The sequence below is a fragment of the Pseudomonas sp. SH10-3B genome, assembly GCF_019891415.1.
Classification (GTDB): Bacteria; Pseudomonadota; Gammaproteobacteria; order Pseudomonadales; family Pseudomonadaceae; genus Aquipseudomonas.
Genome location: NZ_JAFLXD010000011.1, coordinates 75346 through 100271, shown reverse-complemented (window position 1 = coordinate 100271; position 24926 = coordinate 75346). Strand labels below are relative to the sequence as shown.

The following is a 24926-nucleotide window of genomic DNA, read 5'->3' as shown; positions in this document are numbered from 1 at the left end:
GTTGCGGGTACTGGTAATCAAGACCTCATCCCTGGGCGACGTCATCCACGCCTTGCCGGCACTGACCGACGCGGCCCGGGCGATCCCCGGCATTCGCTTTGACTGGGTGGTGGAAGAGGGCTTCGCCGAAATCCCCACCTGGCACCCGGCCGTCGACAAGGTAATCCCGGTGGCGATCCGCCGCTGGCGCAAGAACCTCTGGCAAACCGTCAAGAGCGGCGAGTGGCGGCGCTTCAAGCAGCAAGTCCAGTCGACCAAATACGACCTGGTGATCGATGCCCAGGGCCTGTTCAAAAGCGCCTGGCTGACCCGCTACGTGCGTGCTCCGGTGGCCGGATTCGACCAACACTCGGCCCGTGAGCCGATTGCCGCGCGCTTTTACTCGCGGCGCCTGGCCGTGGCCCGTGGGCAGCATGCGGTGGAGCGTTTACGCCAACTGTTCGCCGTGGCCCTCGGCTATGACTTACCCAAAGGCTTGGGCGACTACGGCCTGAGCACCGAAAAACTGCTCGGCCTGCCGCCGAAAAAGCCCTTCGTCCTGCTGCTGCACGGCACCACCTGGGACACCAAGCATTGGCCCGAAGCCTATTGGCGCGAGTTGGCCGAACGCATGGGCCGCCTGGGGGTGGACGTGAAGTTGCCCTGGGGCAACGCTGCCGAAAAGGCCCGGGCTGAACGCCTGGCCCAAGGCCTGAACAACGCCGAAGTGCTGCCCAAGCTGAACCTGGCCGGTGTGGCCCGTGTATTGGCCGGCGCCCGCGCCTGTGTGGCGGTGGACACGGGGCTCGGGCATTTGGCGGCAGCGCTGGATGTGCCGACCATTTCCCTGTTCGGCCCCACCAACCCCGGCCTGACCGGCGCCTACGGCAAGGGCCAGATTCACCTGGCCAGCGACTTTGCCTGTGCGCCGTGCCTGCAAAAACAATGTACTTATCAACCGACGGCCGACGACCTGCGTCGGTTCGACATCAAGCGCGAGTCGCCCCTGTGTTTCACGCGCCTGAACCCTGAGCGTGTGGCAACCCGGCTGAGCACGTTGTTATTGGCTGAGGAGCTGCACTGATGCAACTGGCTTTTGTTCTGTACAAATATTTCCCCTTCGGCGGCCTGCAGCGCGACTTCATGCGCATCGCCCTGGAGTGCCAGCAGCGCGGCCATCAGATTCGTGTCTACACGCTGATCTGGGAAGGTGACATTCCGCCCGGTTTCGAAGTGCTGGTGGCGCCGGTCAAGGCGTTCTTCAACCATCGGCGCAACGAGAAGCTCAGCGCCTGGATGGAGGCGGACCTGGCCAAACGCCCGGTGGACCGCCTGATCGGCTTCAACAAGATGCCCGGCCTCGACGTGTACTACGCCGCCGACGGCTGCTTTGAAGACAAGGCACAAAACCTGCGCCATTCGCTGTACCGCAGTTTTGGCCGCTATCGCCACTTTGCCGAGTACGAGCGCGCGGTGTTTGCCAAGGACGCCAAGACCGAAGTCTTGATGATTTCCGAAGTGCAGCAGCCGCTGTTCATCAAGCATTACGACACGCCGCTGGAGCGCTTTCACCTGCTGCCACCGGGCATTGCCCAGGACCGCCGCGCACCGCCGAATGCGGCCGAGATTCGTGAGGGTTTCCGCAAGGAATTCAACCTGGGCGATGACGACCTGCTGTTGGTGCAAATCGGTTCCGGCTTCAAGACCAAGGGCGTCGACCGCAGCCTGAAAGCGCTGGCCGCATTGCCGGCTGAGCTGAAAAAACGCACGCGGCTGTTTGTAATCGGCCAGGACGACCCCAAGGTATTCCAACTGCAAAGCGCCACCCTCGGGCTGGGCGATAACGTGCAGTTCCTCAAGGGGCGCAGCGATATCCCGCGTTTCCTGCTGGGCGCCGACCTGTTGATCCACCCGGCATACAACGAAAACACCGGCACCGTGTTGCTCGAAGCCCTGGTGGCCGGGTTGCCGGTGCTGGTCTCGGCCGTGTGTGGTTATGCCCATTACATCGCCGAAGCCGACAGCGGCCTGGTGCTGGACGAGCCGTTTGAACAGGCTCAGTTGAACCAGTACCTGACGCAGATGTTGACCGATTCTGCACAGCGCGCGGCCTGGGGCCGCAATGGGTTGGCCTTCGCCGAGACGGCCGACCTCTACAGCATGCCGCAGCACGCTGCGGATGTGATTCTGGCGGAGCCAAAACGATGAAATTGATTCTTGCCGAACCGTTCAAGACGTTATGGGCCGGGCGTGATGCCTTTGCCGAAGTCGAGCAACTGCAAGGCCAGGTATTCCGTGAACTGGCGGCGCGACGCACGCTGCGCACCGAGGTGGATGGCCGCCCGTATTTCGTCAAAATCCACCGCGGCATCGGCTGGGCGGAAATCTTCAAGAACCTGATCACCGCCAAGCTGCCGGTGCTCGGCGCCGGCCTGGAATGGGATGCCATTCACCGCTTGCAGGAACTCGGTGTGCCGACCATGACCGGCGTGGCCTTCGGCGAAAAAGGCAGCAACCCGGCGGACCAGCACTCGTTCATCATCACCGAAGAGTTGGCGCCGACCATCAGCCTTGAAGATCTGAGCGTCAACTGGGTCGCCGAGCCGCCCGCGCCCGCGTTGCGCCATGCGCTCACGGCCGAGTTGGCGCGCATGGTTGGCGACATGCACCGTGGCGGCGTGAATCACCGCGACTGCTACCTGTGCCACTTCCTGCTGGACACGTCCAAACCGATCGACCCACGCAACATCAAGCTCTCGGTGATCGACCTGCACCGGGCGCAAATGCGTGCCCATTTGCCCCTGCGCTGGCGCGACAAGGACCTCTCCGCGCTGTACTACTCGGCGCTGGACATCGGCCTGACCCGTCGCGATACATTTCGCTTCCTCAAGGGCTACTTCCGCCAGCCGCTGCGCCAGATCCTGGGCGAGCAATCGGCGTCCCTGAGCCTGATGCAGCGCAAAGCCGACAAGCTGTATGCGCGTAAGCAACGTTACGGGGATGCGATCTGATGGCGGGTTGGAACCTGGAACCTGCCTACGCCGCCCTGGCGGATGATTTTGGAAGCCTCGAAGCGGTGTTTGCCCTACAAGGCGAGCGGCTGACGCGCGATCCACTGTCGGAAGTAATCCGGGTGGAGCGTGGCGGGGTCAACTATTACGTCAAGCGCTACACCGGCGCCGGCAAGGGCCTGCGGCGTTACCTGGGCAAGCCGCGGGTCAAGTCCGAATGGCAGAATCTCAAGCGTTTCGCCAAATGGGGCATTCCCACTGCCGACGTGGTCGCCTGGGGCCTGGAGCGCAGCGGCCTGGCCTACGATCGTGGCGCGATGATCACTCGCGAGTTGCCGAGGACCGAAGACCTCTCGGTACTGGCTGAACGTAAAGATGCGCGCCTGCGCGATCCCAAGTGGGTCAGCGCGGTCAGCCGCCAGCTCGCCGAATACACACGCACCATGCACGATCATCGCTTTACCCATAACGACTTGAAGTGGCGCAACCTGCTGATCGACGACCAGGCCACCCTGTACCTGATCGATTGCCCCAACGGCGATTTCTGGCGCGGTTTCTGGCTCAAGTACCGCATTACCAAGGACCTGGCCTGCCTGGACAAGGTAGCCAAGTATCACTTGTCGGCCACCCAGCGCCTGCGCTTCTACATGCAGTACCGTCAGTGTCGACACCTGAGTGAGTCGGACAAACGGCGGATTCGCCACGTAGTGAAGTTTTTCGAGGGACGTGAATGAGTGATTTCCTGGCGGCTGAAGATCGCGCCCTGCTGGAGCGCCACGGCCTTGCGACCTTCGACGCCCTGTGGGCCAAGCAACTGGACGCGGTGGACGAGCCCAACACCAGCCGTGGCGGCTGGAGCAGCGTGTTTCGCCTGGAGCTCGACGGCCACGGTTATTACCTCAAGCGCCAGAGCAACTACCTTACGCGCAGCTTGCACCGGCCGTTGGGCGAGCCCAGTTTCTCCCGCGAGTTCCGCAACATCAGCCGTTACCGCACGCTCGGGATCCCGGCGTTGCAGGCGGCGTTCTACGGCGAGCGCAAAGTCGCCGGTGAACACCGCGCGATGCTGCTGACCCGCGCGCTGGATGGCTGGAACGACCTGGATTCGTTGCTGGAACAATGGACGCAACTGAGCGACGCCCAGCACTCTGCGATCCTGTTGGCCTGCGGCCTGCTGGCGCGCCGGCTGCACAGCGTTGGCCAGGTGCATGGCTGTTTTTACCCCAAGCATATTTTCCTGCAGGCCACCGGTGACGGCTACGCCGCGCAGTTGATCGACCTGGAGAAAACCCGTCCGCTGCTGTTCGGCTGGCGGGACCGGGTCAAGGACCTGGAGCCGTTATTGCGCCGTGCGCCGCAGTGGTCGGACGCACAGGTGCGTCAACTGCTGGCGGCTTACCTCGATCAGCCTGAAGACAGCGCACTGGTCGCCACCTGGCTGCAACGCCTGACAAAGCGGCGCAGCCATAAGGAGAACCGCTGATGCGTTTGTCCGAGTTGAAAAATGCCGGCCGCGCACCGCGCCTGCCCCTCACCATCGACCTGGCGGATGCCGCCGGCCCTGGCCAACTGCAACTGCTGAGCCTGTTGCGGGTGTTGCCGGGTGAGCGTTACGTGGGCGTGGCGGTATGGCGCGGGCGTCCGGTGCTGGCCAAATTATTGGTGGGCGGCAAGGCCGCGCGGCATTTCCAACGTGAACTCTGCGGCGTACGCCTGCTGGCCGAGCAAGGCCTGACCACCCCGTTGTTGCTTGCCGATGGCTTGCAGGAAGGCGAGGGCGGCTGGCTGCTGTTCGAGTTTATCGAAGGCGCCGAGAGCCTGGCCGATGCCTGGCACGCCGTCGGAGCGCTGCCGCCCCTGGCCGACGAGCAAACCGCGGTGCTGGCCGAGGCGCTGGGCGCGATCGGGCAGATGCATACCAAGGGCCTGTGGCAGGAAGACCTGCACCTGGACAACCTGCTGCGCCAGGACGGCAAGCTGTACTTGATCGACGGTGCAGGCATTCGCGTGGAGGAGGCGGGCAAGCCACTGTCGCGTAACCGCGTGCTGGAAAACCTCGGGGTGTTTTTCGCCCAATTGCCGAAAAATCTTGCGCCGTTTACCGAAGAGTTACTGGTGTACTACCTGCTGAGCAACGGCGAGCACGCCTTGCCCCTCGAAGCCCTGGAAAAACAGGTGCGTAAGGTCAGTGCCTGGCGTTTGAAGGACTTGTTGAACAAGGTGGGCCGCGACTGCACGCTGTTCAGCGTGGTGCGTGGCGCGTTTGCCCTGCGCGCGATTCGTCGCGATGAAGAACCCGCGATGCTGCCGGTGCTGGAACAGGCGGATGCGTTGCTCGACCAGGGCCACCTGTACAAGACCGGTGGTGCAGCCAGCGTGGCCAAGGTCGAAGTGGCCGGCCGTCCGCTGGTGATCAAACGCTACAACATCAAGGGCTTCGCCCATTGGCTCAAGCGCTTCTGGCGCCCGAGCCGCGCCTGGCATTCCTGGCGCGAAGGCAATCGCCTGGCCTTCCTTGGCATCGCCACACCCAAGCCGCTGGCCGTTTTGGAAAAGCGTTTTTTCTGGCTGCGCAGCCGCGCGTACCTGGTCACCGAGTACCTGCCGGGCCCGGACATCATCGAGCGTTTCGCGCCCTATATCGAACACGGTGACGCGCCGGAAAACGAACTGCTGGCGCTGGATCAGTTGTTCGCCGAGCTGATTCGCGAGCGCATCAGCCATGGCGACTTCAAGGGTCATAACCTGTTCTGGGATAAGGATCGCTGGTCGCTGATCGACCTCGACGCGATGCGCCAACACAGCTCTGCCGCCAGCTTCGCCCCGGCGTATGCCAGGGACCGTGCGCGGTTTATGCGGAACTGGCCTGAGACGAGTGCGTTGTATCAGATGATTGATCAGCGGCTGCCGAAGCAACCGACCTGATCGTTGTCATGCAGGGGGAACGATCAACAGCTGTTGCCTGAGCAACAGTTATCAGACAGTTGTTGACCCAGAACGACAGCCCGCCTTAACCCGAAAACGTTATCCCCTTGATTTGATGTGATAAAAATCCTGGCACGGGCTCTGCAATGCCTCTTGGTGAACCCTTTCACCGGTCGCAGCGGAGCCCTGTATGCCTTCCAGCCTTTCCTCGCTTTCCCGTTTGATCTGCCTTGGCGCCGTGCTGTTGCTGGGCCATGTCGTCAGTGTCCAGGCCGCCGAGGGCGATGAGGCCGTGCCGTCCCTGGCCGGCAAGCGCATTGCAGTGAGCATGACCGGCACCAGTCACTATTTCGATATCAAGGCGTTCCAGGCTCAGGTCGATGAGATCAAGCGCCTGGGCGGCACGCCGATCACCCTCGATGCCGGGCGTAATGACAAGAACTTGGTGACCCAGCTGCAAACCGTGGTCACCCAGAAACCCGACGCCGTGATCCAGACCCTGGGCACCCTCAGCGTGATCGATCCCTGGCTCAAGCGCATCAGCAAGGCTGGCATCCCGCTCTTCACCATCGATGCACCGTCCCAGTACAGCCTCAACAACACCACCTCCGACAACGTCGCCACCGGCAAGGCGTTGGCCGATCAATTGATCAAGGACGCCGGCGGCAAAGGCAAGATCCTGGTGTTCAACGGTTTCTACGGCGTGCCGGTGTGTGCCATCCGTTATGACCAGTTGAAGCTGGCGCTCAAGGATTACCCGCAGCTGGAAATCATCCAGCCGGAGCTTCGCGACGTGATCCCCAACACCGTGCAGGATGCTTATTCCCAAGTGTCGGCGCTGCTCAACAAATACCCGGCGGGCAGCGTCTCGGCGATCTGGTCGGCGTGGGATATTCCGCAGTTGGGCGCGAGCAAGGCGCTGATCGATGCCAAGCGCACCGAGATCAAGACTTACGGCGTCGACGGTACGCCGGAAGTGCTGGCGCTGCTCGGCCAGGCGAATTCGCCGGTGGGGGCGGTCGTGGCGCAGCAACCGGCGTTGATCGGCAAGACCGCTGTGCAGAATGTGGCGCGCTACCTGGCCGGGCAACGAGACCTGCCCAAGGAAACCCATGTGACCACCCTGCTGACCACTGCCGGCAACCTGGGGCAGGTTCAGCAACTGCGGGGTGACTGATGCCGGCATTGCACCTGCAACACCTGCATAAACGCTTTGGCGCCACCCTGGCGCTGGATGACGCAAGCCTTAAAGTCGAACGCGGCAGCATCCACGGCCTGGTCGGGGAGAACGGTGCGGGCAAGTCGACCTTGATCAAGATCCTGGCCGGTATCCACAAAGCGGACGCGGGGCAGGTGAGCATCGACGGCCAGTCGTACGGCGCTTTGTCACCGCGCCAGGTGGACGCGCTGGGTGTGCAGTTCATCCATCAGGAGCGTCTGTTGCCCGCCAGTTTTACCGTGGGCGAGGCGCTGTTTTTCGGGCATGAATTACGGCGCGGGCCCTTTGTGGATCGACGCCGGCAGCAACGTGAAGCCGAGCGCTTGCTGGCGGAATATTTTGATCTGCGATTGCCCGCCGGCGCGCTGGTGAGTGAGCTGAGCAGTGCCGAGCGCCAAGTGCTGCAAATCACCCGTGCGTTGATTCGCCAGCCGAAGATCCTGGTGTTCGACGAACCCAGCGTGGCGTTGGTCAAGCGCGAGGTCGACCAGTTGCTGCGCATCGTCAAGCGCCTGCGCGACCAGGGTTTATCCATCTTGTACATCTCCCATTACCTGCAGGAAATCGACAGCCTCTGCGATGAGGTCACGGTGCTGCGCAATGGCCGGGACGTGGCGGTGGTGCAGCCCCGGCATACGTCCAGCGCCGAGATTGCGCGACTGATGGTCAATCGCGAAGTGCAGGAGATGTACCCCAAGGCCAAGGTTGCACTGGGAGCGCCGCTGTTGCAGGTACGCGGGTTGAGCCTGGCGCGGCGCTATCGGCAGATCGATCTGGACGTGCGGCGCGGAGAAATCGTCGGCCTGACCGGGCTGGTCGGCTCGGGAGCCAAGGAGTTGTTCAAGACACTTTTCGGTGTCGAGCGCGCCGACAGCGGCAGTGTGCAGCTGGACGGGCGTTTACTGCGCCTGCGTTCGCCGGGCCAGGCGATTGCCGAGGGCATTGCGCTGGTGCCGGAAGAGCGGCGCAGCCAGGGAATTTCGCCAGTGCTTTCGGTACTGGAAAACCTGACGCTGGCGGGGCTCGGGCGCTTCAGTCGCTGGGGGTTGTTAAGCCGCCGCAAGGAGCAAGCGGAAAGCCTGCGGCTGATCGACGAATTGGCAATCAAGGCGCCGGGGCCCCAAGCGGCCGTCAGCCAGCTCAGTGGTGGCAACCAGCAGAAGGTCGCCCTGGGAAAATGGCTGAGCCGCCGCTCGGCGGTGTACCTGTTGGATGAGCCCTGCGTGGGGGTGGATGTGGGGGCCAAGGTGGAGATCTACCGCTTGATCGGGCGCTTGGTGAAAGAGGGCGCGGCGGTGCTGGTGTTGTCTTCGGATTTGCCGGAGTTGTTGGGGATCAGTGACCGAATCCTGGTGCTGCATCGGGGTGAGGTCGCCGGTGAGTTCCGTGCGGGGGAAGCGGACAGCGATCAGTTGCTGGCCTGTGCGACGGGGGCCGTGGTTGCGGCGGCTTTAAGCGCTCGAGAGGTGGAACATGCTTGAAGCGGCGGCGCCTGGGTTATCCCAGCGGCTATGGGTGCTGGTGCTGCGCCGTGGTTCGGTGGGGGTGTTTGTGGCGATCCTGCTGGGGTTTGCCGTGGCTGCGCCGAACTTTCTGTCGGTGGGCAATCTGGCCAACGTGTTCAGCCAGTCGGCGATTCTCGGCGTGCTGGCCTTCGGGCTCACCTGCGTGATTATCGGCGGCGGTTCTAACGTGGTGGCTGGAGGACTGGACCTGTCGCTGGCGGCCAACCTGGGATTGTGCGCGGCGGTGTTCAGCCGCCTCAATAATACCGGCCTGGATCTCTGGTTGACGTTGCTGCTGACCCTGGGCTGCGGTTTGGCGGTCGGCTTGCTGAATGGGCTGGCCGTGGTGGTGCTGCGTTTGCCGCCGTTACTGGCGACCCTGGCGAGCATGAATGTACTGGCCGGGCTGGAGTTGGTACTGACGGAAAACACGGTGGTCTCCACGGACTCGCCGTTACTGGACCTGCTCAGTGGTGGCACCTGGTTGGGCGTACCGGCCCTGGCCTGGGTGCTGCTGGTGATGGCGGGCGCGCTGACGCTGCTGATTCAGCACTCGGCCTATGGGCTACGTCTGCATGCGGTGGGCGAATACCCCCAGGCGGCCGAAGCGGCGGGCATTGGTGTGTCCGCCTACGTGCTGTCGAGCTATTTACTGTCCGGCCTGTGCGCCGCCGTGGCTGCGCTGTGTTCGGCTGCGTTCTTCAGCGGCAGCACCACCGGTTCCGGCGATATGCTGCTGTCGGTGGTGGCGATCGCCTTTCTCGGCGTGGTGTTTTCCCGCCGGTTGGTGGCGAGCATTCCTGGGACGTTGCTGGCGGCGCTGTTGATTGGTTTTCTGATCAATGGCTTTCAACTGCTTAACCTCTCCAGCTTCTGGGTCAATGGTGTGCAGGGCGTGTTGATCTTGCTGGTCGTCGCGGCGTCCAGTGCATTGAACCGAGGGGCGACGGCATGAACGCACGGGCATTATTGCCGCTGACATTGCCACTGGTATTCACGCTGATTGTCGTGGTGTTTGCGCTGCAAGCGCCGGGCTTCCTCAGTGCAGGCAACCTGCAAAGCCTGGTGCTGAACAACTTCGTGCTGCTGGCGATTGTCGCTATCGGCATGACCTACGCGGTGGCGGCCGGTGGTATCGACCTGTCGGTGGGTACGGCGCTGGACTTCGCCAGTTTCAGCTTTGTGGTGCTGCTCAATGGCGGCCATGGCTGGGCGGTGGCGGCCACCGGCGCGCTGTCGGCGGCGCTGCTGGTGGGGCTGGTCAATGCCGGTCTGATTGCCGGGCTGCGGATCAGTCCGTTCCTGGCCACCCTGGGCACCTTGTTCATCGGCACCAGCGCCCAGCAACTGCTCTCGGACGGCGGCCAGCCGATCTATATCAGCCAAGGCTTGAAGCCTGAGCTCACGGGGCTGACACCGCTGCTGATCGTATTGGGGCTGGCGCTGTTCTACGGCCTGGCCTTGGCGCGCGGACGCCTGGGCCGCGAGTTGCTGGCCCAGGGCACCCAGCCGCTGTTGGCGTATTACTCGGGGTTGTCGGTGCGTCGCATCGTCACCGTCGTGGCCCTGGCTACCGCCCTGGCCTGTGGGGTGGCGGGCGTGTTGCTCAGCGCCACAGTCAGCGCCTATGTGCCGCTGTCGGGTAACGCGTTTTTGCTCAATGCGATTGGCGCGGTGTTTATCGGTACCACCTTGAGTCGACAGGGCCGGGCAAATATTCCCGGGACCCTGCTGGGCGTGTTGTTTATCAACGTGATCGCCAACGGGCTGCTGCTGATCGGCTGGAATTTCTACTGGCAGCAGGTGGCGACTGGAGTGCTGATCTTTATCGTGCTGAGCTTCAGTTTTGCCAGTCGGCGGATGCTGGAGCGCGTCTAGTGTTGCACCCCGAAAGCTGGACTCCATCCGACGCTTGGGGGGCAAACCCACTCGCCACAGGGGGCGGTTTGCTGCGCGACAGCGCTACGTCGAAGAGGTAGTGGGGCCTTCCACATTTAATGTGTGGTGCGTTCAGAATTGATACTCGGCACCCGCCCCGGCATACCAGGAGCGCCCGGGTGCCGCTTCGTAGTAGCGGCCATTGCCGTCGCCGACGATCACCGACCCGACGTACTGGCGATCCAGCAGGTTATCCAGGCGCAGGGTCTGGTGGAAGGTCCAGTGTTCGACCTTCTGCTCAAAACGTGCGCGCCAGTTGAACACGCTGTAGCCCGGTGCGGCGTGTTGGCTGTTGGTGTCTTCGACGTAGACCTTGCTGCGGTACATGCCTTCGATGGCGGTGCTGACCCAGTCCCGGGGTTTCCAGTTCAGCTCGGCGAACAGCGTGGTTTGCGGCACGCCGGGGAGATAGTTGCCTTTGTCGACGGGTTTTGCGCCGCCGACGAAGTCGCTGTCGTAGGTGGCTTGCAGGCGCGTGTAGGCGAGGTTGGTGCTCCACTGTTCGCTGAGTTGGCTTTCGATGCCCAGTTCGAAGCCCCGGCGCAGGGTGCGGCCGGCGTTTTGGTAGCTGGTGCGGCCGCCGAGTGACTGGTCGACCACCAGTTCATTCTCGGTGGTGATCTGGAACACAGCGGCGTTGATCCGGGTGTCGTGCACCTGGGCCTTCAAGCCCACTTCGTATTGGGTGCTTTCGGACGGTTTCAGGCCGAAATTGAAGCCCTCGACAGTGCCTGGCGCGTAGGCCAATTCAGCCTGGGTCGGGGTTTCGAAGCCTTTGCCTGCGCTGACGTAGCCGTGCAATTCGGGCGTGAATGCATACATCACGCTCATCGATGGGGTGTTTTTCTGATAGGTCTTGCTGCCGCTGGCGTCGCCGTTGCTCAGGAATTGATCATCGACATCCATCTGCATGGTGCTGTGACGTACGCCCGCCTGCAGGGTCCAGCGGTCGAGGGCCCAGTTGGCCTGGATGTAGGGGTCAAGGCTGCGCGCCGTGTCGATTTCATCGCGGCGTAGCTGGCCTTTTACGCCAAGGGTATTGCCGCTGTAGTTCTGATAGCCATGGCGGCTGTCTTCGCTCTGGTCGAAATCCAGCCCGGTGATGATCATCAAGTCGCCCGGTGCGCTTTCGACAGGCTGCATCCAGCGTACGCTGCCGCCGTAGAACTTGCGGTCAAATTGCACCACGCCACCGCCACGTTCGTTGGCGGGTGTGCCTTTGGGTATCGACAGATACTGAATCACACTCCGCCGCCCGGTATACCCGTTCACCTGCAGCGTCGCATCGCCGAAATACCGCTCATAATTCAGACCCAATTGCTGGTGATCGATACTTTTGCGCGTGTTGTACGTCAGCGCATTGCTGCTCACCGAACGCGGGTCGGCCTTGTACGCCGCCCAGGTCTGACCTAATGGATCCTGGGTGCCGTTCTGCTCCAGGCTGCTGTAGATCAGCGCCAGCTTGCTGTCGTCATCCGGTTGGAAGTTGAGCTTGGCGAAGGTCTGGTCGCGACGGGCGCTGCTGTGGTCGCGGTAGCCGTTGGTGTCCATGCGCGAGGCATCCAGTACGAAGCCTGCGCCATTGGCCTCGCCTTCGGCGCTCAGGTGGTTCTTGTTCAGGCCGTCGCTGCCCACCAGGGTCTCGGCGCCGATGCGCGGCGGGCCTTCGCCATCGCGGGAAAACATCTGGATCACGCCGCCGGCATTGCTGCCATACAGGGTGGCGGCCGGGCCGCGCAGGACTTCGATGCGTTCGGCGGTGTCGAGGTTGAAGGTGGCGGCCTGGCCCTGGCCATCCGGGGTGCTGGCGGGGATGCCGTCGGCGATCAGCTTGATGCCACGCACACCGAACGCCGAGCGGGCGCCGAAGCCGCGGGAGGAAATCTGCAGGTCCTGAGCATAGTTCTGGCGGTTCTGCACCACCAGGCCGGGTACGCGGGACAGGGCTTCGGAGGCGTTGATGCCCAATTGGCCGTCGCTGATCTGCGCGCGGCTGATGCCGTCCACCGAGTACGGCAGGTCGAATGTCGGGCTGGCGCTGCGCGAGCCGGTGACGACGCTGGGGTCGAGGGTCAGCGGCGAATTGTCGCCCAGTGCGGGGCTGCACAGGCCGAGCATGCCGGCGATCAGGCTGAGTTGAGCGGGGACAGCGATCTTCATCAGGTAACCAGGTCAGGTGTGGCAAACGCCGGAGTCTAGCGATTCTGCCAGTGTTTAACGAATCCTCCGGCTGCCACTTTAGAAGCCGCCGACCGCACTTCGGACCCATTCCCCTTGCCTGCGCCCATCACCTTGGCGCTCGCCGCTAACAGCTTCCCACTGCTTTTAAGCTATAATCCCGCCCTTTAGCTGTTTCCTGCCCAGTCGGGAAGCACACTTTTTTCAGGCGCAACCCGCCTGCATGCAGACTAAAAGAGGCTAGACCCCTGTGGCATTGACGATTCTTGGCCTGTCCGGCGCCCTTAGCCATGATCCTTCCGCAGCCTTGTATATCGACGGCAAGCTGATCGCGGCCGCCGAAGAAGAGCGCTTCGTGCGCGACAAACATGCAAAGAACCGCATGCCCTACGAGTCGGCGAAGTTCTGCCTGGAACAGGCCGGCATCAAGCCTTCCGACGTTGATGTGGTGGCGATTCCGTTCGCCCCGATCAGCCTGTTCGGCGAGGCGCGCTGGCACTACGCCAAGCGTTACTGGTACGCCCCGGACCGCGCACTCGACGCGATCCTGATGGGCAACCGTCGCTACAAGCGCTACCGCAACAAGATCGTCTGGTGCCTGGAACAACTGGGCTTCGATCCGAAGAAAATCAAGATCGAACCGGTTGAACACCACCTGGCCCACGCTTCCAGCGCCTACCACTGCTCCGGCTTCCAAGAGAAGACCGCGATCCTCGGGATCGACGGCAAGGGTGAGTACGCCACCACGTTCTTCGGCTACGGCGAGAACGGCAAGATCCACAAGATCAAGGAATTCTACGATCCGGACTCCCTTGGCGGCCTGTACGGCGCGATCACCGAGTTCCTCGGTTTCGAGATGCTCGACGGTGAGTTCAAGGTCATGGGCATGGCGCCGTACGGCGATGCCAGCAAGTACGATTTCTCGCGCCTGGCCTCGTTTGAAAACGGCGAGCTGGTGATCAACACCGACTACGCCAACGTCATCGGCCTGCGCCGTTATAAAGAGAAGGGCAAGGGTTTCTACTTCTCGCCGAAACTCATCGAGTGGCTGGGTCCCAAGCGCGAAGGCGACATCGCCGACGAGCCCTACATCCACTACGCCGCCAGCATGCAGGCGCTGTTCGAAAAGCTGGCCCTGCAGATGATCGACCACTACCTGGGCGACATCCTCAAGGACACCGGCAAGCTGGCCTTCGCCGGCGGCTGTGCACTGAACGTCAAGCTGAACCAGAAGATCATTGCCCGTGACGACGTGAAAGAGCTGTTCGTGCAGCCGGCGTCCGGCGATGCCGGTACCGCTGTCGGTGCCGCCGCTTACGTGTCCCACGCCCGTGGTGTACCGGTTGAGAAGATGGAACACGTCTACCTCGGCCCGTCCTACAGCAACGAAGACGTGATTGCCGCGTGCGCCAAGCATGAGAGCAAGCCGAACTGGCGCAAGATCGAGAACATGCCTGCGCGCATCGCCAAGATCATGGTCGACGGCAACCCGGTGGCCTGGTTCCAGGGCCGCATGGAGTTTGGCCCGCGCGCCCTGGGCGGTCGTTCGATCATCGGTTGCCCAAGTGCGACCGGCGTGGCTGACCGCATCAACCACCAGATCAAGTTCCGCGAGCGCTGGAGGCCTTTCTGCCCGTCGATGCTCGACACCGTGGCCCCGCAGATGATCAAGGTCGATCACCCGGCGCCGTTCATGACCTTCACTTTTGAAGTGTCGGAAGAGTGGAAGACCCGCGTGCCGGAAGTGGTCCATGAAGATGGCACCTCCCGCGCCCAGGTGCTCAAGCGCGAATACAACCCGCGCTATTACGACATGATGAAAGAGCTGGAAGTACTGACCGGCAACGGCGTGTCCCTGAACACCTCGCTCAACCGTCGTGGCGAAGCGATGATCTGCTCGCCGACCGACGCGCTGAACATGTTCTTCGGCTCCGACCTGCAGTACCTGATCATGGAAGACATCCTGGTCGTCAAAGACGGCGTGGACCCTTATGACGCGCTCGGCTGAACGCCACGTCCTGCAGTTCTGCCATGGCTATGACGGGCCGTTCCTGGACTGCGCGCGGCAGTACGCCAGTTTGTTCGCAGGCTCCGGCTACAAGGTGACCACGGTGTTTCTCACCGGGGTCGCCGACCCTGAGGTCGCCGCCGGTTGTGCGTCCGATGAAGTGTTGTTCATGGAGTTCAGCTCAAAGGCCATTCGTGGCCTGAAGCTGGGCGCCATCCGTGAGCTGCGCAAGATCGTCGCGTCGCGCAACTTCAATTTTTGTATCGCCCACCGTTTCAAACCGATCTATATCGCCTTGCTCGGCACACGGTTGCCGGTGATCGGCGTGCATCACGCCTTTGGTGATTACCAGCGCCGCAGCCGCAAGCTGTTTGCCGGGTTTTTCCGCAAACGCTTGAGCCTGCTGGGCGTTTCCGATGCGGTGCGCGATGACATGCGCCGCTGCCTGCCGGCCTGGCCCGCCGCCCGTATCCAGACGCTGTATAACCGCATCGACGTCGATGCCTTGCAACGCATTCAGGTGCCTGCACATGAGGCGCGCGATGCATTGGGTTTGTCACCGGATGAATGGGTGGTCGGCAATGTCGGTCGCCTGCACCCGGACAAGGACCAGGCCACGCTGCTCAAGGGCTTTGCCCTGGCGCAGGCGCATCTGCCGGCCGAAAGCCGTCTGGCGATCCTCGGCAGCGGGCGCCTGGAGCAAGACCTCAAGGCACTCGCACGGGAGCTGGGCATTGCCGACAAGGTGCTGTTCCTCGGCCAGGTGCCGGATGCGCGCCGGTACTTCCAGGCATTCGATGTGTTTGCCCTGAGCTCCGACCACGAACCCTTTGGCATGGTGCTGCTGGAAGCCATGGCGGCCGGCGTACCGCTGCTGGCTACGGCCTGTGGCGGCGCGAAGGAAGTGGTCGAGGGCGTGGGGATCCTGTTTCCCTTCGGCGATGCCGAACACCTCGCCCAGGGGCTGCGGCACCTGGCAGCGATGGATCAACACCAGCAACGGCAGTGCGCCGAGATGATGCTGGCGCGCCTGCGCGAGCGTTTCTCGGATCAGGCGGTACGCGATACCTTCTGGCAATTGCCGCACGTTATTGAACTGACCGCGGGGGCTTGATGCTCAATCGATTCCAAGGCTGGCGCGAGCGTGGCTGGTCCGTCGTCGACGCGCCCGTCTACAGCGATGCCTGGCAGCGTTTTGGCGGCAGTGTCGCGACCCACCCGCAAGTGATCGAGCGTTTGGCCGGGCTGGCCGATATCCCGGTGCGCTACCTGGCCTGGGAGCAGGGCGGCGAGCTTCAGGCGTGCATCGCGACCTGGGGGCGGGACCTGGCCTTGTCCAAGGATGTGCTCAAGCAACGCGGCAAAAAAGGCCTGTTCGACCTGGGTAACGCCGAGTTGATCCTGCCCGCCGCGCCTCAAGCCCAAGCGCCCTTGCGGCACCGCGCCCGCTACCTGTCGGCCCTGAATGAAGGCCGTTTCAGCGGCCTCAAGCCCCAGGCCGAACAATTGGCCATGGCCCGTACACCGGAAGAACTGTCGAAGAAGTTCCGCTACAACCAGCGTCGCGAACTGCGCTTGCTGGAAGAAGCCGGTGGTGTGGTGCGGTCGGTGAGCGAGTTTTCCAGCGAGGAATTGGCCGCGATCTACTGCGATCTGTTCCTGCGTCGCTGGGGCTTTGTCGCCACGGGCGCCGAGCGAATGGCCGAGGTGATCGAGCTGTTGCGCGAATGGCTGATCGGCTCGGTGATTTTCCTCAATGACGCGCCCATCGCTATCCAGTTGGTGTACCGGGTCGAGTCGCCGGAGTGGATCAGCGTGGAGTACGTCAACGGTGGTGTCGACCCTGAAACCCGTGCATTCAGTCCGGGCAGTGTCTTGAGTTTCCTCAATACCCAGAGTGCCTGGGAACAGGCGCGTGAAGTTGGCAAGCCGCTGCGGTTCTCCTTCGGGCGTGCCGACCGCGAGTACAAGGACCGTTGGTGCAACCCTGTGCCGGTGCTGACCGTATGAGCCGCAAACAGCAGTTACTCAAGCGCCATCGGCGCAATAAACGGGTCGGCTTGCTGATCGGCCTGCTGTTGCTGGTGGTGATTGGCATCTGGGTGGCTTGGTGGTTACCGTTGGTGCTCGGTGTGCTGGCCTGGGTCGCCCATGAGGCATGGTTTGCCGACCATCTGTTTTATGCGCCTAACGAAGATTATAAATACCGTTTTTCGGTGGATGCCGAGGTGGCCGGGGTTCGCTTCGACGGTGGCCGGCTGCGCATGGATACGCCGCTGCAAGCCAATGCGACGTTGGTGTTGGCTATCAAGGTCAAGAGCAATTGGCTGGGACGTTTTCTCGACCCTGTGGTGGAGATTTCGGCTGGCGACAACACAGACCGGCAGGCTTTCGAGCGCGGTGTAAATGGCGTCCGTTATCTGAACCTCAGTGGCTGGGCGCCGGCCCTGATGTCCGGTGAGCTGCGTTTGCGCGGGCGTTTTTGCAGTGTGCAGGGCGCCCCTCGGCTGTGGGCCTGGGGCACGCCGGATTATGCGGCGCAGCGGGTGATGGTGATCGCGCCGCACGCCGACGATGCCGAATTGGCTGCCTTCGGCCTTTACAGCGAGGCCGACAAGCCGTGGATCGTGACCCTCACCGCCGGTGAAATCGAAGCCGAGCACTATCAGCACATGGGCCTGGACCCGGTTGAAGCCTCGCGGATCAAAGGGCGCCTGCGCGCCTGGGACAGCATTGCCGTGCCGCTTTGGGCCGGGGTGCCACAGGCGCACTGTGTACAGCTGGGGTACTTCTGCCTGCAACTGGCGGCGATGCGGGCTGCGCCTGATCAGCCTGTGGCTTCACGCGAAGCTGAGCTGTCGGACATTCGCCTGTTTCGCCAATTCAACCCCTTCCCGTTGCCAGCCGACCACGATGGCCTGCCGACCTGGAACAACCTGCTCGCTGACTTGCGCCAAGTGCTGTTGACGGCACGCCCTGAAGTGATCGTGTTGCCTCATCCGATCCTGGATCCCCATCCAGACCATATCTGCGCGCAGCAAGCGGTGATCGAAGCCCTGCAAGGCTTGGAATGGCAACCGAACACCGTGCTCGGTTACGCCAACCACCTGCATGACAACGACCGCTGGCCCATGGGCGATGCGGGCGCCGGTATTGCCCTGCCGCCGCTGTTCGATGACACGTTGGAACTGTGGCCGTGCAGCCTGTCGCTGACGCTGGCCCAGCAGCGCGACAAGGCCATGGCGCTGGGCATGATGCATGACCTGCAACCTGCCCCTCCGTTCAAGCGCCGTGTGCGGCGCTGGCTGCAGCGGGTCTTGGCGGGTCGGGCGCGCTCGCCCTATGGTGAAAACGAATTTTTCCGCAAGGCCGTACGACGGCATGAGTTGTTCTGGCGCTTGTGACGGCATTTGTAAAAGGGAAGGTCATGAAAGTTTTGTTTCTGGTGCAAAAAGAACAACGCGCCATTCTGGATCGCTTGTACGAAGGCATTGCCCAGCACTGCGAGTGTGATACCCGCTGGCTGAGCAGTGCTGAGCAGCGCAACCTGCGCGCTTACTTCAGGCGCGAAGTCGACGTGAGCCGTTATGACCGCATCGTGTTCTTCCTGCGGTTCAAACAGGAAATTCGCCAGGCCGGGTTTATCCGTACGATCCCGAACCTGGTGATCCTCGAGCACGACGCCTACCAGAATTACATTCCTTGCAAATACACCGGCAAGTTCAGCGCCCATTACCGCCGCTTGCCGTGGGCACGGGTGATCAGCTCGGGCCATATGGTGACCGAGCGCCTGCGCGCGGAAGGTTTCGATGCGGTGTTCGTGCCCAAGGGCTACGATCAGGCGCTGTTGCAGGCCCAGGGCCTGGAGCGCGACATAGAGCTGGCGTTTGTCGGCAGCACCAACAGCGTGGCCTATAGCGGTCGCAAGGCGTTGCTCGATGAGTTGGCCCGCGTTGAGCCGCTGGTGGTCACGCGCACCAAATCGGGTGAGGAGTATTGCGCGACCCTCAACCGGATTCGCTTTTTCGTCAGTGCCGACGTGGGCATGGGCGAGTACATGATCAAGAACTTCGAAGCCATGGCCTGTGGTTGCGTGCTGCTGGCGTTTGACCAAGGCGCTGCGGAAAACCAAGCGCTTGGCTTCCAGGACATGGTCAATGTGGTGTTCTACAAAGACATTCCCCAGTTGCAGGAAAAACTCGCCTTGTTGCGATCCAACCCTCAGCTGGCAGCCGAGATTGCGCGCAACGGGCAAGACCTCGCGGTCAGCCAGTTCAGCTTTGCACGCATCGGCCAGCGCATCGTTGAGGTGCTCAAGCCGCCGCTGCGGCCTCGAGCACCGTTGAGTTTGCTGGAAAGGTTGCGCTTGAAACTGGGCGTGTGAGATCTGCCAGGTGGCTGCAAATAGTGGCCTTATGATATTGTTGAGGCTTGAATGCAATTCTCCGCTCTAAGCGATATAACGCTCGTGGTGACCAGTTGTGGTCGCTTCGATTTGTTGAAGCGCACGCTCGCGAGCTTCGATCTGTTCAATACGGCGGACATCCGCGAAGTCTTCATTACCGAGGACTCTGGCGATGACGCGGTGCGCCTGGCGATTCCTGAGCATTGGCTCAGTCATTGCACGTTCTTGATCAACCGCCCGAAGCTGGGGCAATTGGCATCCATCGATCTGGCCTATGGGTTGGTCAAAACCCCGTACATATTCCATTGCGAAGATGATTGGGCATTTTATCGACCCGGTTTTGTCGAAGACTCCAAGACGGTTCTGGAGCAGCGCCCCGATATTCTCCAAGTCTGGCTGCGTAATTACGTCTACGATTTGCAGGTGCACAGCCCTTATATCCATCTGGGGGCGCGTGAGGTGGTGGGTGGGGTGCCTTGTTATCCCTTGCTGTCCGATAAGCCTGAGTGGCAGGGGTTCTCACTGAACCCGGGCCTGCGGCGTATCAAGGAATATTGGTTATGTGCGCCCTATGCCGAGTTCGAGGGTGAGAAGGGGCTTTCCAGGCGTTACGCGCAGTTGAACCTGGCCGCCGTTACCCTCGAAGGCGATGCCGTTTTGCACACTGGCTTCGGCCTGCATGTGGCCACGGCAGAGGAGCGCTTGACCAAAGCGCGGCGCAAGCGGAGAGAACGGGTCAAACTGGCAGTCATGCTGATCCTGGGGGTCGGTATCGGTTGGTTGATCCATCGGTAAGTACGACGAGCCGCACCAACACCCATAAGGTTTTTTCGATGAGTATTCTCAACATCATGTGGGCTGGTGGCTCTGCATTCGCTTCGGTGCAGAAGGTTCATCAGCAAATATTGTCCCACGCCGACAGCGATGCAGCGGTTCACACCTGGTTGCTTCAAGGCAGCGTGGTCGGGAGCGATGGCCTGGTTGAACAGGCCGTCGAATGGAACCTCTCATCTGCCAGGCTCAAGGGTCGGCACCTGTGGAAGTGGCTGATGCCTTGGCTGCGTGCGCGTTTCAAGAAGGCCCTGCCTGAGGATGTGCAGGTTGTGCTGCTGGATGGCATCGGTGTTGCGCGGGTACTTTTGCCGGTGCTCAAGCACCTGCCGCAGGTGCGGGCCGTGGTGATTTTTCATGGGGTCACGCGTTTGCGCAAAGCTGATCAGAAGCTTTTCGAGCAGTTCCCGGCGTCGCAATTGACGCTGACTGCGGTGTCGCAAACCCTCGCCAGCGGCCTTGAACGTTACCTGCAGCGGCCCGTGGCGGTGCTGCGCAGTGCCTTCGACCCTACGGTTTTTCGCGCCGCCGCGCTTTCCCGCGAGCAGGCCCGATCCCGTCTGGGATTGCCGTTGGAGGGCTCACCGGTGGTGGGTGCGGTAGGTCGACTGGTAGACGGCAAGGGGTTTGCCTGTTTGCTGGAGGCCTTTGCCGGTACCACGGTCGATCAGCCGGATGCGCGCCTGGTGATTCTCGGCGAAGGGCCCGCGAGGCCTGGGCTTGAAGCGCGCATCGAGGCGCTTGGCTTGCGTGGCAAGGTGTCCTTGCCGGGGCATCTTCCTGATGCGGCGACCCTGTATCGGGCGTTTGACTGGGTGGCCATTCCGTCGACGGAAGAGGGCTTGGGGCTGATCCTGCAAGAGGCGGTGATGGCCGGTGTGCCCGTGCTTACCAGCGAGTTGGCGGTGTTTCGCGAACAGCTGGGGGATGCCGGCTGGTACGCGCCTGCCGACAGCACTGCGGCCTGGGGTGACCTCCTGACGCGCGCCTTCGTGAGCTCCGGCGCGCAGGTTGTCGAGGCTCAGTCGCAGGCGTTGGCGCCGGAGCAAGCCTGGAACGACTTCACTGAAACCACCCGGCGGCTGTTCTCATGCCGCTGACAACGCTTGTTCCAGTGCTTGCATTGGAAAGCGTTCGTTCAGCTTCTCGCGCGCAATATAACGCGCGAAGTGTTGCAGGTTGCGCCGCGCCAGTTCCGGGTTCAAGGGCGCGCGCAGGAAGCGCATGTCGGCTACGTCGATCAGGCCCATTTGATTGTCGGGTGTCACGACAATGTTGCCCAGGTGCAACGAACGGAAGTAGATACCCGCGCCATGCAGGCGGCGAATAAGGGCCACCAGCGGGTCGAGGTTGGTGTGCCAGTCGAACCCTTCGCGGTTGGAAATCTGGCGCAGCGTTTCGCCCGGCAGGGGGCGGTAGAGTACGGCGGTCATGCCGGGCGCTGTCAGTTGAAAGAACGCAAGCACGGTCATGGTCGGGATGCCACGCTGTTGCAACTGCGCCACGTTGTCGATGAAACGCTTGGAGTACGGACGAAACAACGCGGACGAGAACAGGCGCTTGCGGCGAAACAGTTTGAGGATATTCCCGTCGGTCAGCAGGTAGACTTTGGGGCCATAGCTGTCCTTTTCGAGGATTTTGGCACCTTCAATCATCGCGGTTAAATCGGCTTGGGAAAGCCTTGAACATTGCATCGTCGGAAAGCCTTGTGGGAGTCGCGGGCACAGTGATCGGTAATAATGCCGAAAGTTTTGGGTTTTAACCATGCCGGGTTGGCGGGTTGAACGTATTCAGGAGCGGGTGATGCAAGCAAGTCGTTGGGCGCAGGTATGGATGGTTTTCGGGTTACTTTGGTTTTTGTTGGCTATTGCCTTCGCGCCGACCAATAAGATCTATCAACAAGGCTTGACGCTGTTTCTGTGGTTGCCGGCAATGGTGTTTGCCTGGTCGGCGCGTGAGCGTCTCAAGGAGGTCTGGCGCGAACAGCGCTGGCTGTGCCTGATGGTCGCTGCGCTCGCCGTCTGGGGCTTGATCAGCCTGTTGTGGACCAATGTCGAAGACCCGTCCCGCGAGGCCAAGCGCCTGCTGTATATCGGTGTGTTCCTGCTGTTTTTTCCGGTGTTTGCCTGTGGGCAGACTGAGCGCGTCATTCGTGTGATGCAGTGGGGCGGCCTTGGCCTGGCGCTGTCCTCGCTGGTGGCAATCATCAAGTTCTATGGCGTTGAGCATAATCTCTGGACCGCTCGCCTCGCTGGCCTGGGCCAATTGGGCCATCCGATCCTGGGCGCCTATGTGATTGGCCTCGCTGCTGTGTGGCTGCTGCACTGGGTTCCCCGTGGGCGCTGGATGCAAGTGGGTTGGGTGCTGGCCGTCGGGCTGCTCGGGCTCTTCGTGGTGTTAAGCCAAAGCCGTGGTGCCGCACTGGCCTTGTTGCTGACGGTGGTGGCCATGCCCGCCTGGTGCCGTGACCGCCGTAGCGCAGTGCTTGCGATTGGCGCGGTCATCGCGGCGCTGGCAGTGTTCTTCGCCATGCAATCGCTGATGCTGGCCCGTGGCGTGTCTTACCGCCCGCAGATTTTCATGGCCGCCCTGCAAATGATCAGCGAGCGCCCTTGGACTGGCCTGGGGCTGGGCGGGGATTACAAGGTATTTGCCGATAACCTCTTTTTTGATCACTCCCACAACCTGTTCACTCACGTGAGTATCGAGCTGGGCCTGCCGGGCCTGCTGCTGTGGTGCGGCCTGTGGTTCGGTGTGCTGTGGCAGGCCTGGAAGGCCCGCGACACCCTCTACGGCAAGGGCATCATCGGTATGTGGGTGTTTTCATTCCTGGCCATGCAGTTCGACGCCGCCAGCCTGACCGGCACGCCACGGGCCGAGTGGTTTATCTCCTGGCTGCCGATTGCGCTGGCCAGTGTTTTGGTCTGGGCTCGGGCCAAACCTGACGCGTGTGATAAAGTTCGCGTCCTACCCAATCAGTGAGCTCGACACATGAGTGACGCACCGCCCAAAGCGGACCAGGAATCCAGCCTGAAAATTTATCTCCGGCTGCTGGGCTATGTGAAACCGTACCTCGGCATGTTCCTGCTGAGTATCGTGGGCTTCGTGATCTTCGCTTCGACCCAGCCAATGCTCGCGGGGATTCTCAAGTACTTCGTGGATGGCTTGAGCAACCCCGATGTGGTGTTCCTGCCCAAGATCCCGTTGTTCAAGGACCTGAAGTTGCTGATGGCCGTGCCGCTGCTGATCATCCTGATCGCCGCGTGGCAGGGCCTGGGCTCTTTCCTGGGCAACTACTACCTGGCCAAGGTTTCCCTGGGGCTGGTACACGACCTGCGGGTCCAGTTGTTCAACAAACTGTTGGTGTTGCCTAACCGCTATTTCGATACCCATAACTCCGGGCACCTGATTTCCCGTATCACCTTCAACGTGACCATGGTGACCGGTGCGGCCACGGATGCAATCAAGGTGGTGATCCGCGAAGGCCTGACGGTGGTGTTCCTGTTCGGCTACCTGCTGTGGATGAACTGGAAACTGACCCTGGTGATGCTGGCAATCCTGCCGCTGATCGCCATCATGGTCGGCAGCACCAGCAAGAAATTCCGCAAGCAGAGCAAGAAGATCCAGGTCGCAATGGGCGACGTGACCCACGTCGCCTCCGAGACCATCCAGGGCTACCGCGTAGTGCGCAGCTTCGGTGGCGAAGGCTACGAAGAGCGCCGCTTTGCCGCTGCCAGCCAGGGCAACACCGACAAGCAACTGCGTATGAACAAGACCGGCGCGGTCTACACGCCGATGTTGCAGTTGGTCATCTACACGGCCATGGCCGCGTTGATGTTCCTGGTGCTGCTGCTGCGCGGTGAAGCCACGGCAGGTGACCTGGTGGCCTACATTACTGCGGCGGGCCTGCTGCCCAAGCCGATTCGCCAACTGTCGGAAGTCAGCTCGACGATCCAGAAAGGTGTAGCCGGTGCCGAGAGCATCTTCGAACAGCTGGATGAAGAGCCCGAAGTCGACAGCGGCACTGTGGAGCGTGATCGCGTCAGCGGTCGCCTGGACGTACGCAACCTGAGCTTCACCTACCCAGGCGCGGAGCGTGAGGTGCTCAAGAACATCAGCTTCAGCGCAGCGCCTGGGCAGATGATCGCCCTGGTCGGGCGTTCGGGCAGCGGCAAGTCAACCCTGGCCAGCCTGATCCCGCGTTTCTACCATCACGAAACCGGGGAAATCCTGCTGGACGAAGTCGAGATCGAAGACTATCGCTTGCGCAACCTGCGTCGGCACGTGGCCCAGGTGACCCAGCATGTGACCTTGTTCAACGACACCGTGGCCAACAACATCGCTTACGGTGACCTGGCCGATGCGCCGCGTGCCGACATCGAGAAAGCTGCCGCTGACGCCTACGCCATGGACTTCATTTCCGAGCTGCCAAAAGGCCTGGACACCGAAGTCGGTGAAAACGGCGTGCTGCTTTCCGGTGGTCAACGTCAGCGCCTGGCAATCGCCCGGGCCCTGCTGAAAAATGCCCCGCTGCTGATCCTCGATGAGGCGACTTCGGCCCTGGATACCGAATCCGAGCGGCACATCCAGGCCGCACTGGACAAGGTCATGAAAGGCCGTACCACCCTGGTGATTGCGCACCGCTTGTCCACCATCGAGAAAGCCGACCTGATTCTGGTGATGGACCACGGTGAAATTGTCGAGCGTGGTACGCATGTCGAGCTGCTGGCCAAGGGCGGCTATTACTCGCGCCTGCACGCCATGGGGCTGGACGAGCCGGTGGCGAACAACATCACCTGATGCGCCGGGGCGTGCAATGCGCCCCGTGATTTGTATCGAGCCGCTTACACCCTTGACCAAAGCCAAATAATCCAGCGCCTGTCGTTTGTTATGTTGGCCTTCTCGATTCGAATGACGAACGAGAGGG

21 protein-coding genes are annotated in these 24926 nt (G+C 61.9%); 19 read left to right on the top strand and 2 right to left on the bottom strand.

Annotation, left to right across the window (positions count from 1 at the left end; all coding sequences use genetic code 11):
• The first annotated feature begins 1 nt into the window (after position 1).
• From waaC to J1G35_RS11370, 10 genes are all read left to right on the top strand, one after another.
• The gene (waaC, locus tag J1G35_RS11415; protein ID WP_223015007.1) at positions 2 to 1063 is read left to right on the top strand and encodes a lipopolysaccharide heptosyltransferase I; all 1062 of its coding nucleotides are present in this window, start codon (positions 2 to 4) and stop codon (positions 1061 to 1063) included.
• Complete coding sequence (locus tag J1G35_RS11410; RefSeq protein WP_053139263.1) at positions 1063 to 2187, top strand: glycosyltransferase family 4 protein; 1125 nt, start codon at positions 1063 to 1065, stop codon at positions 2185 to 2187. The genes waaC and J1G35_RS11410 overlap by 1 nt, the downstream gene beginning before the upstream one ends.
• Positions 2184 to 2990, top strand: coding sequence for a lipopolysaccharide core heptose(I) kinase RfaP (gene rfaP, locus J1G35_RS11405; protein WP_053139265.1), 807 nt, complete (start codon positions 2184 to 2186; stop codon positions 2988 to 2990). Before J1G35_RS11410 ends, rfaP begins: the two co-directional genes overlap by 4 nt.
• The gene (locus J1G35_RS11400) at positions 2990 to 3724 is read left to right on the top strand and encodes a lipopolysaccharide kinase InaA family protein (RefSeq protein ID WP_223015006.1); all 735 of its coding nucleotides are present in this window, start codon (positions 2990 to 2992) and stop codon (positions 3722 to 3724) included. Before rfaP ends, J1G35_RS11400 begins: the two co-directional genes overlap by 1 nt.
• Positions 3721 to 4473, top strand: coding sequence for a lipopolysaccharide kinase InaA family protein (locus J1G35_RS11395; RefSeq protein ID WP_223015005.1), 753 nt, complete (start codon positions 3721 to 3723; stop codon positions 4471 to 4473). The genes J1G35_RS11400 and J1G35_RS11395 overlap by 4 nt, the downstream gene beginning before the upstream one ends.
• Positions 4473 to 5915, top strand: coding sequence for a lipopolysaccharide kinase InaA family protein (locus tag J1G35_RS11390; RefSeq protein WP_223015004.1), 1443 nt, complete (start codon positions 4473 to 4475; stop codon positions 5913 to 5915). The genes J1G35_RS11395 and J1G35_RS11390 overlap by 1 nt, the downstream gene beginning before the upstream one ends.
• Before the next feature lie 190 nt (positions 5916 to 6105).
• Positions 6106 to 7092 carry a sugar ABC transporter substrate-binding protein gene (locus tag J1G35_RS11385; protein WP_223015003.1) on the top strand — a complete coding sequence of 329 codons (987 nt, stop codon included), beginning with the start codon at positions 6106 to 6108 and terminating at the stop codon, positions 7090 to 7092.
• Complete coding sequence (locus J1G35_RS11380; RefSeq protein ID WP_223015002.1) at positions 7092 to 8615, top strand: sugar ABC transporter ATP-binding protein; 1524 nt, start codon at positions 7092 to 7094, stop codon at positions 8613 to 8615. The genes J1G35_RS11385 and J1G35_RS11380 overlap by 1 nt, the downstream gene beginning before the upstream one ends.
• Positions 8608 to 9594, top strand: a complete 987-nt coding sequence (locus J1G35_RS11375; protein ID WP_223015001.1) for an ABC transporter permease — start codon at positions 8608 to 8610, stop codon at positions 9592 to 9594. Before J1G35_RS11380 ends, J1G35_RS11375 begins: the two co-directional genes overlap by 8 nt.
• Positions 9591 to 10517, top strand: coding sequence for an ABC transporter permease (locus J1G35_RS11370; RefSeq protein ID WP_053139282.1), 927 nt, complete (start codon positions 9591 to 9593; stop codon positions 10515 to 10517). Before J1G35_RS11375 ends, J1G35_RS11370 begins: the two co-directional genes overlap by 4 nt.
• Positions 10518 to 10649: 132 nt before the next feature.
• On the opposite strand, the gene J1G35_RS11365 is transcribed toward J1G35_RS11370, so the two are convergent.
• Entirely contained in the window at positions 10650 to 12737 is a 2088-nt protein-coding gene (locus J1G35_RS11365; protein ID WP_223015000.1) for a TonB-dependent receptor, read from the bottom strand.
• Between the two features lie 268 nt (positions 12738 to 13005).
• Here J1G35_RS11365 and J1G35_RS11360 point away from each other — a divergent pair, with 268 nt between their 5' ends.
• The 7 genes from J1G35_RS11360 to J1G35_RS11330 are packed head-to-tail and all read left to right on the top strand — an operon-like array spanning position 13006 to position 21099.
• Complete coding sequence (locus tag J1G35_RS11360) at positions 13006 to 14763, top strand: carbamoyltransferase (protein WP_053139287.1); 1758 nt, start codon at positions 13006 to 13008, stop codon at positions 14761 to 14763.
• The gene (locus J1G35_RS11355) at positions 14747 to 15877 is read left to right on the top strand and encodes a glycosyltransferase (RefSeq protein WP_223014999.1); all 1131 of its coding nucleotides are present in this window, start codon (positions 14747 to 14749) and stop codon (positions 15875 to 15877) included. Before J1G35_RS11360 ends, J1G35_RS11355 begins: the two co-directional genes overlap by 17 nt.
• Entirely contained in the window at positions 15877 to 16773 is an 897-nt protein-coding gene (locus J1G35_RS11350; RefSeq protein WP_223014998.1) for an antimicrobial resistance protein Mig-14, read from the top strand. Before J1G35_RS11355 ends, J1G35_RS11350 begins: the two co-directional genes overlap by 1 nt.
• Positions 16770 to 18167 carry a PIG-L family deacetylase gene (locus J1G35_RS11345; protein WP_223014997.1) on the top strand — a complete coding sequence of 466 codons (1398 nt, stop codon included), beginning with the start codon at positions 16770 to 16772 and terminating at the stop codon, positions 18165 to 18167. Before J1G35_RS11350 ends, J1G35_RS11345 begins: the two co-directional genes overlap by 4 nt.
• 23 nt (positions 18168 to 18190) lie before the next feature.
• Positions 18191 to 19147: a glycosyltransferase gene (locus tag J1G35_RS11340; protein ID WP_053139299.1), complete on the top strand. Its 957-nt coding sequence runs from the start codon at positions 18191 to 18193 to the stop codon at positions 19145 to 19147.
• A 51-nt stretch (positions 19148 to 19198) separates the two neighbouring features.
• Positions 19199 to 19963 (top strand): hypothetical protein, encoded by a 765-nt coding sequence (locus tag J1G35_RS11335; RefSeq protein WP_053139301.1) that lies wholly within the window; start codon positions 19199 to 19201, stop codon positions 19961 to 19963.
• 38 nt (positions 19964 to 20001) lie between these two features.
• Positions 20002 to 21099, top strand: a complete 1098-nt coding sequence (locus J1G35_RS11330) for a glycosyltransferase (RefSeq protein ID WP_223014996.1) — start codon at positions 20002 to 20004, stop codon at positions 21097 to 21099.
• Here the strand turns inward: J1G35_RS11330 and J1G35_RS11325 are convergent.
• Positions 21088 to 21654, bottom strand: a complete 567-nt coding sequence (locus J1G35_RS11325; protein WP_172681529.1) for a toluene tolerance protein — start codon at positions 21652 to 21654, stop codon at positions 21088 to 21090. The genes J1G35_RS11330 and J1G35_RS11325 overlap by 12 nt on opposite strands.
• Before the next feature lie 148 nt (positions 21655 to 21802).
• Here J1G35_RS11325 and J1G35_RS11320 point away from each other — a divergent pair, with 148 nt between their 5' ends.
• Both J1G35_RS11320 and msbA read left to right on the top strand, forming a co-directional pair.
• On the top strand, positions 21803 to 22981 hold the full coding sequence (locus tag J1G35_RS11320; RefSeq protein WP_223014995.1) for an O-antigen ligase family protein: 1179 nt from the start codon (positions 21803 to 21805) through the stop codon (positions 22979 to 22981).
• Between the two features lie 9 nt (positions 22982 to 22990).
• Positions 22991 to 24799, top strand: coding sequence for a lipid A export permease/ATP-binding protein MsbA (gene msbA, locus J1G35_RS11315; RefSeq protein WP_053139309.1), 1809 nt, complete (start codon positions 22991 to 22993; stop codon positions 24797 to 24799).
• Positions 24800 to 24926: the final 127 nt, after the last annotated feature.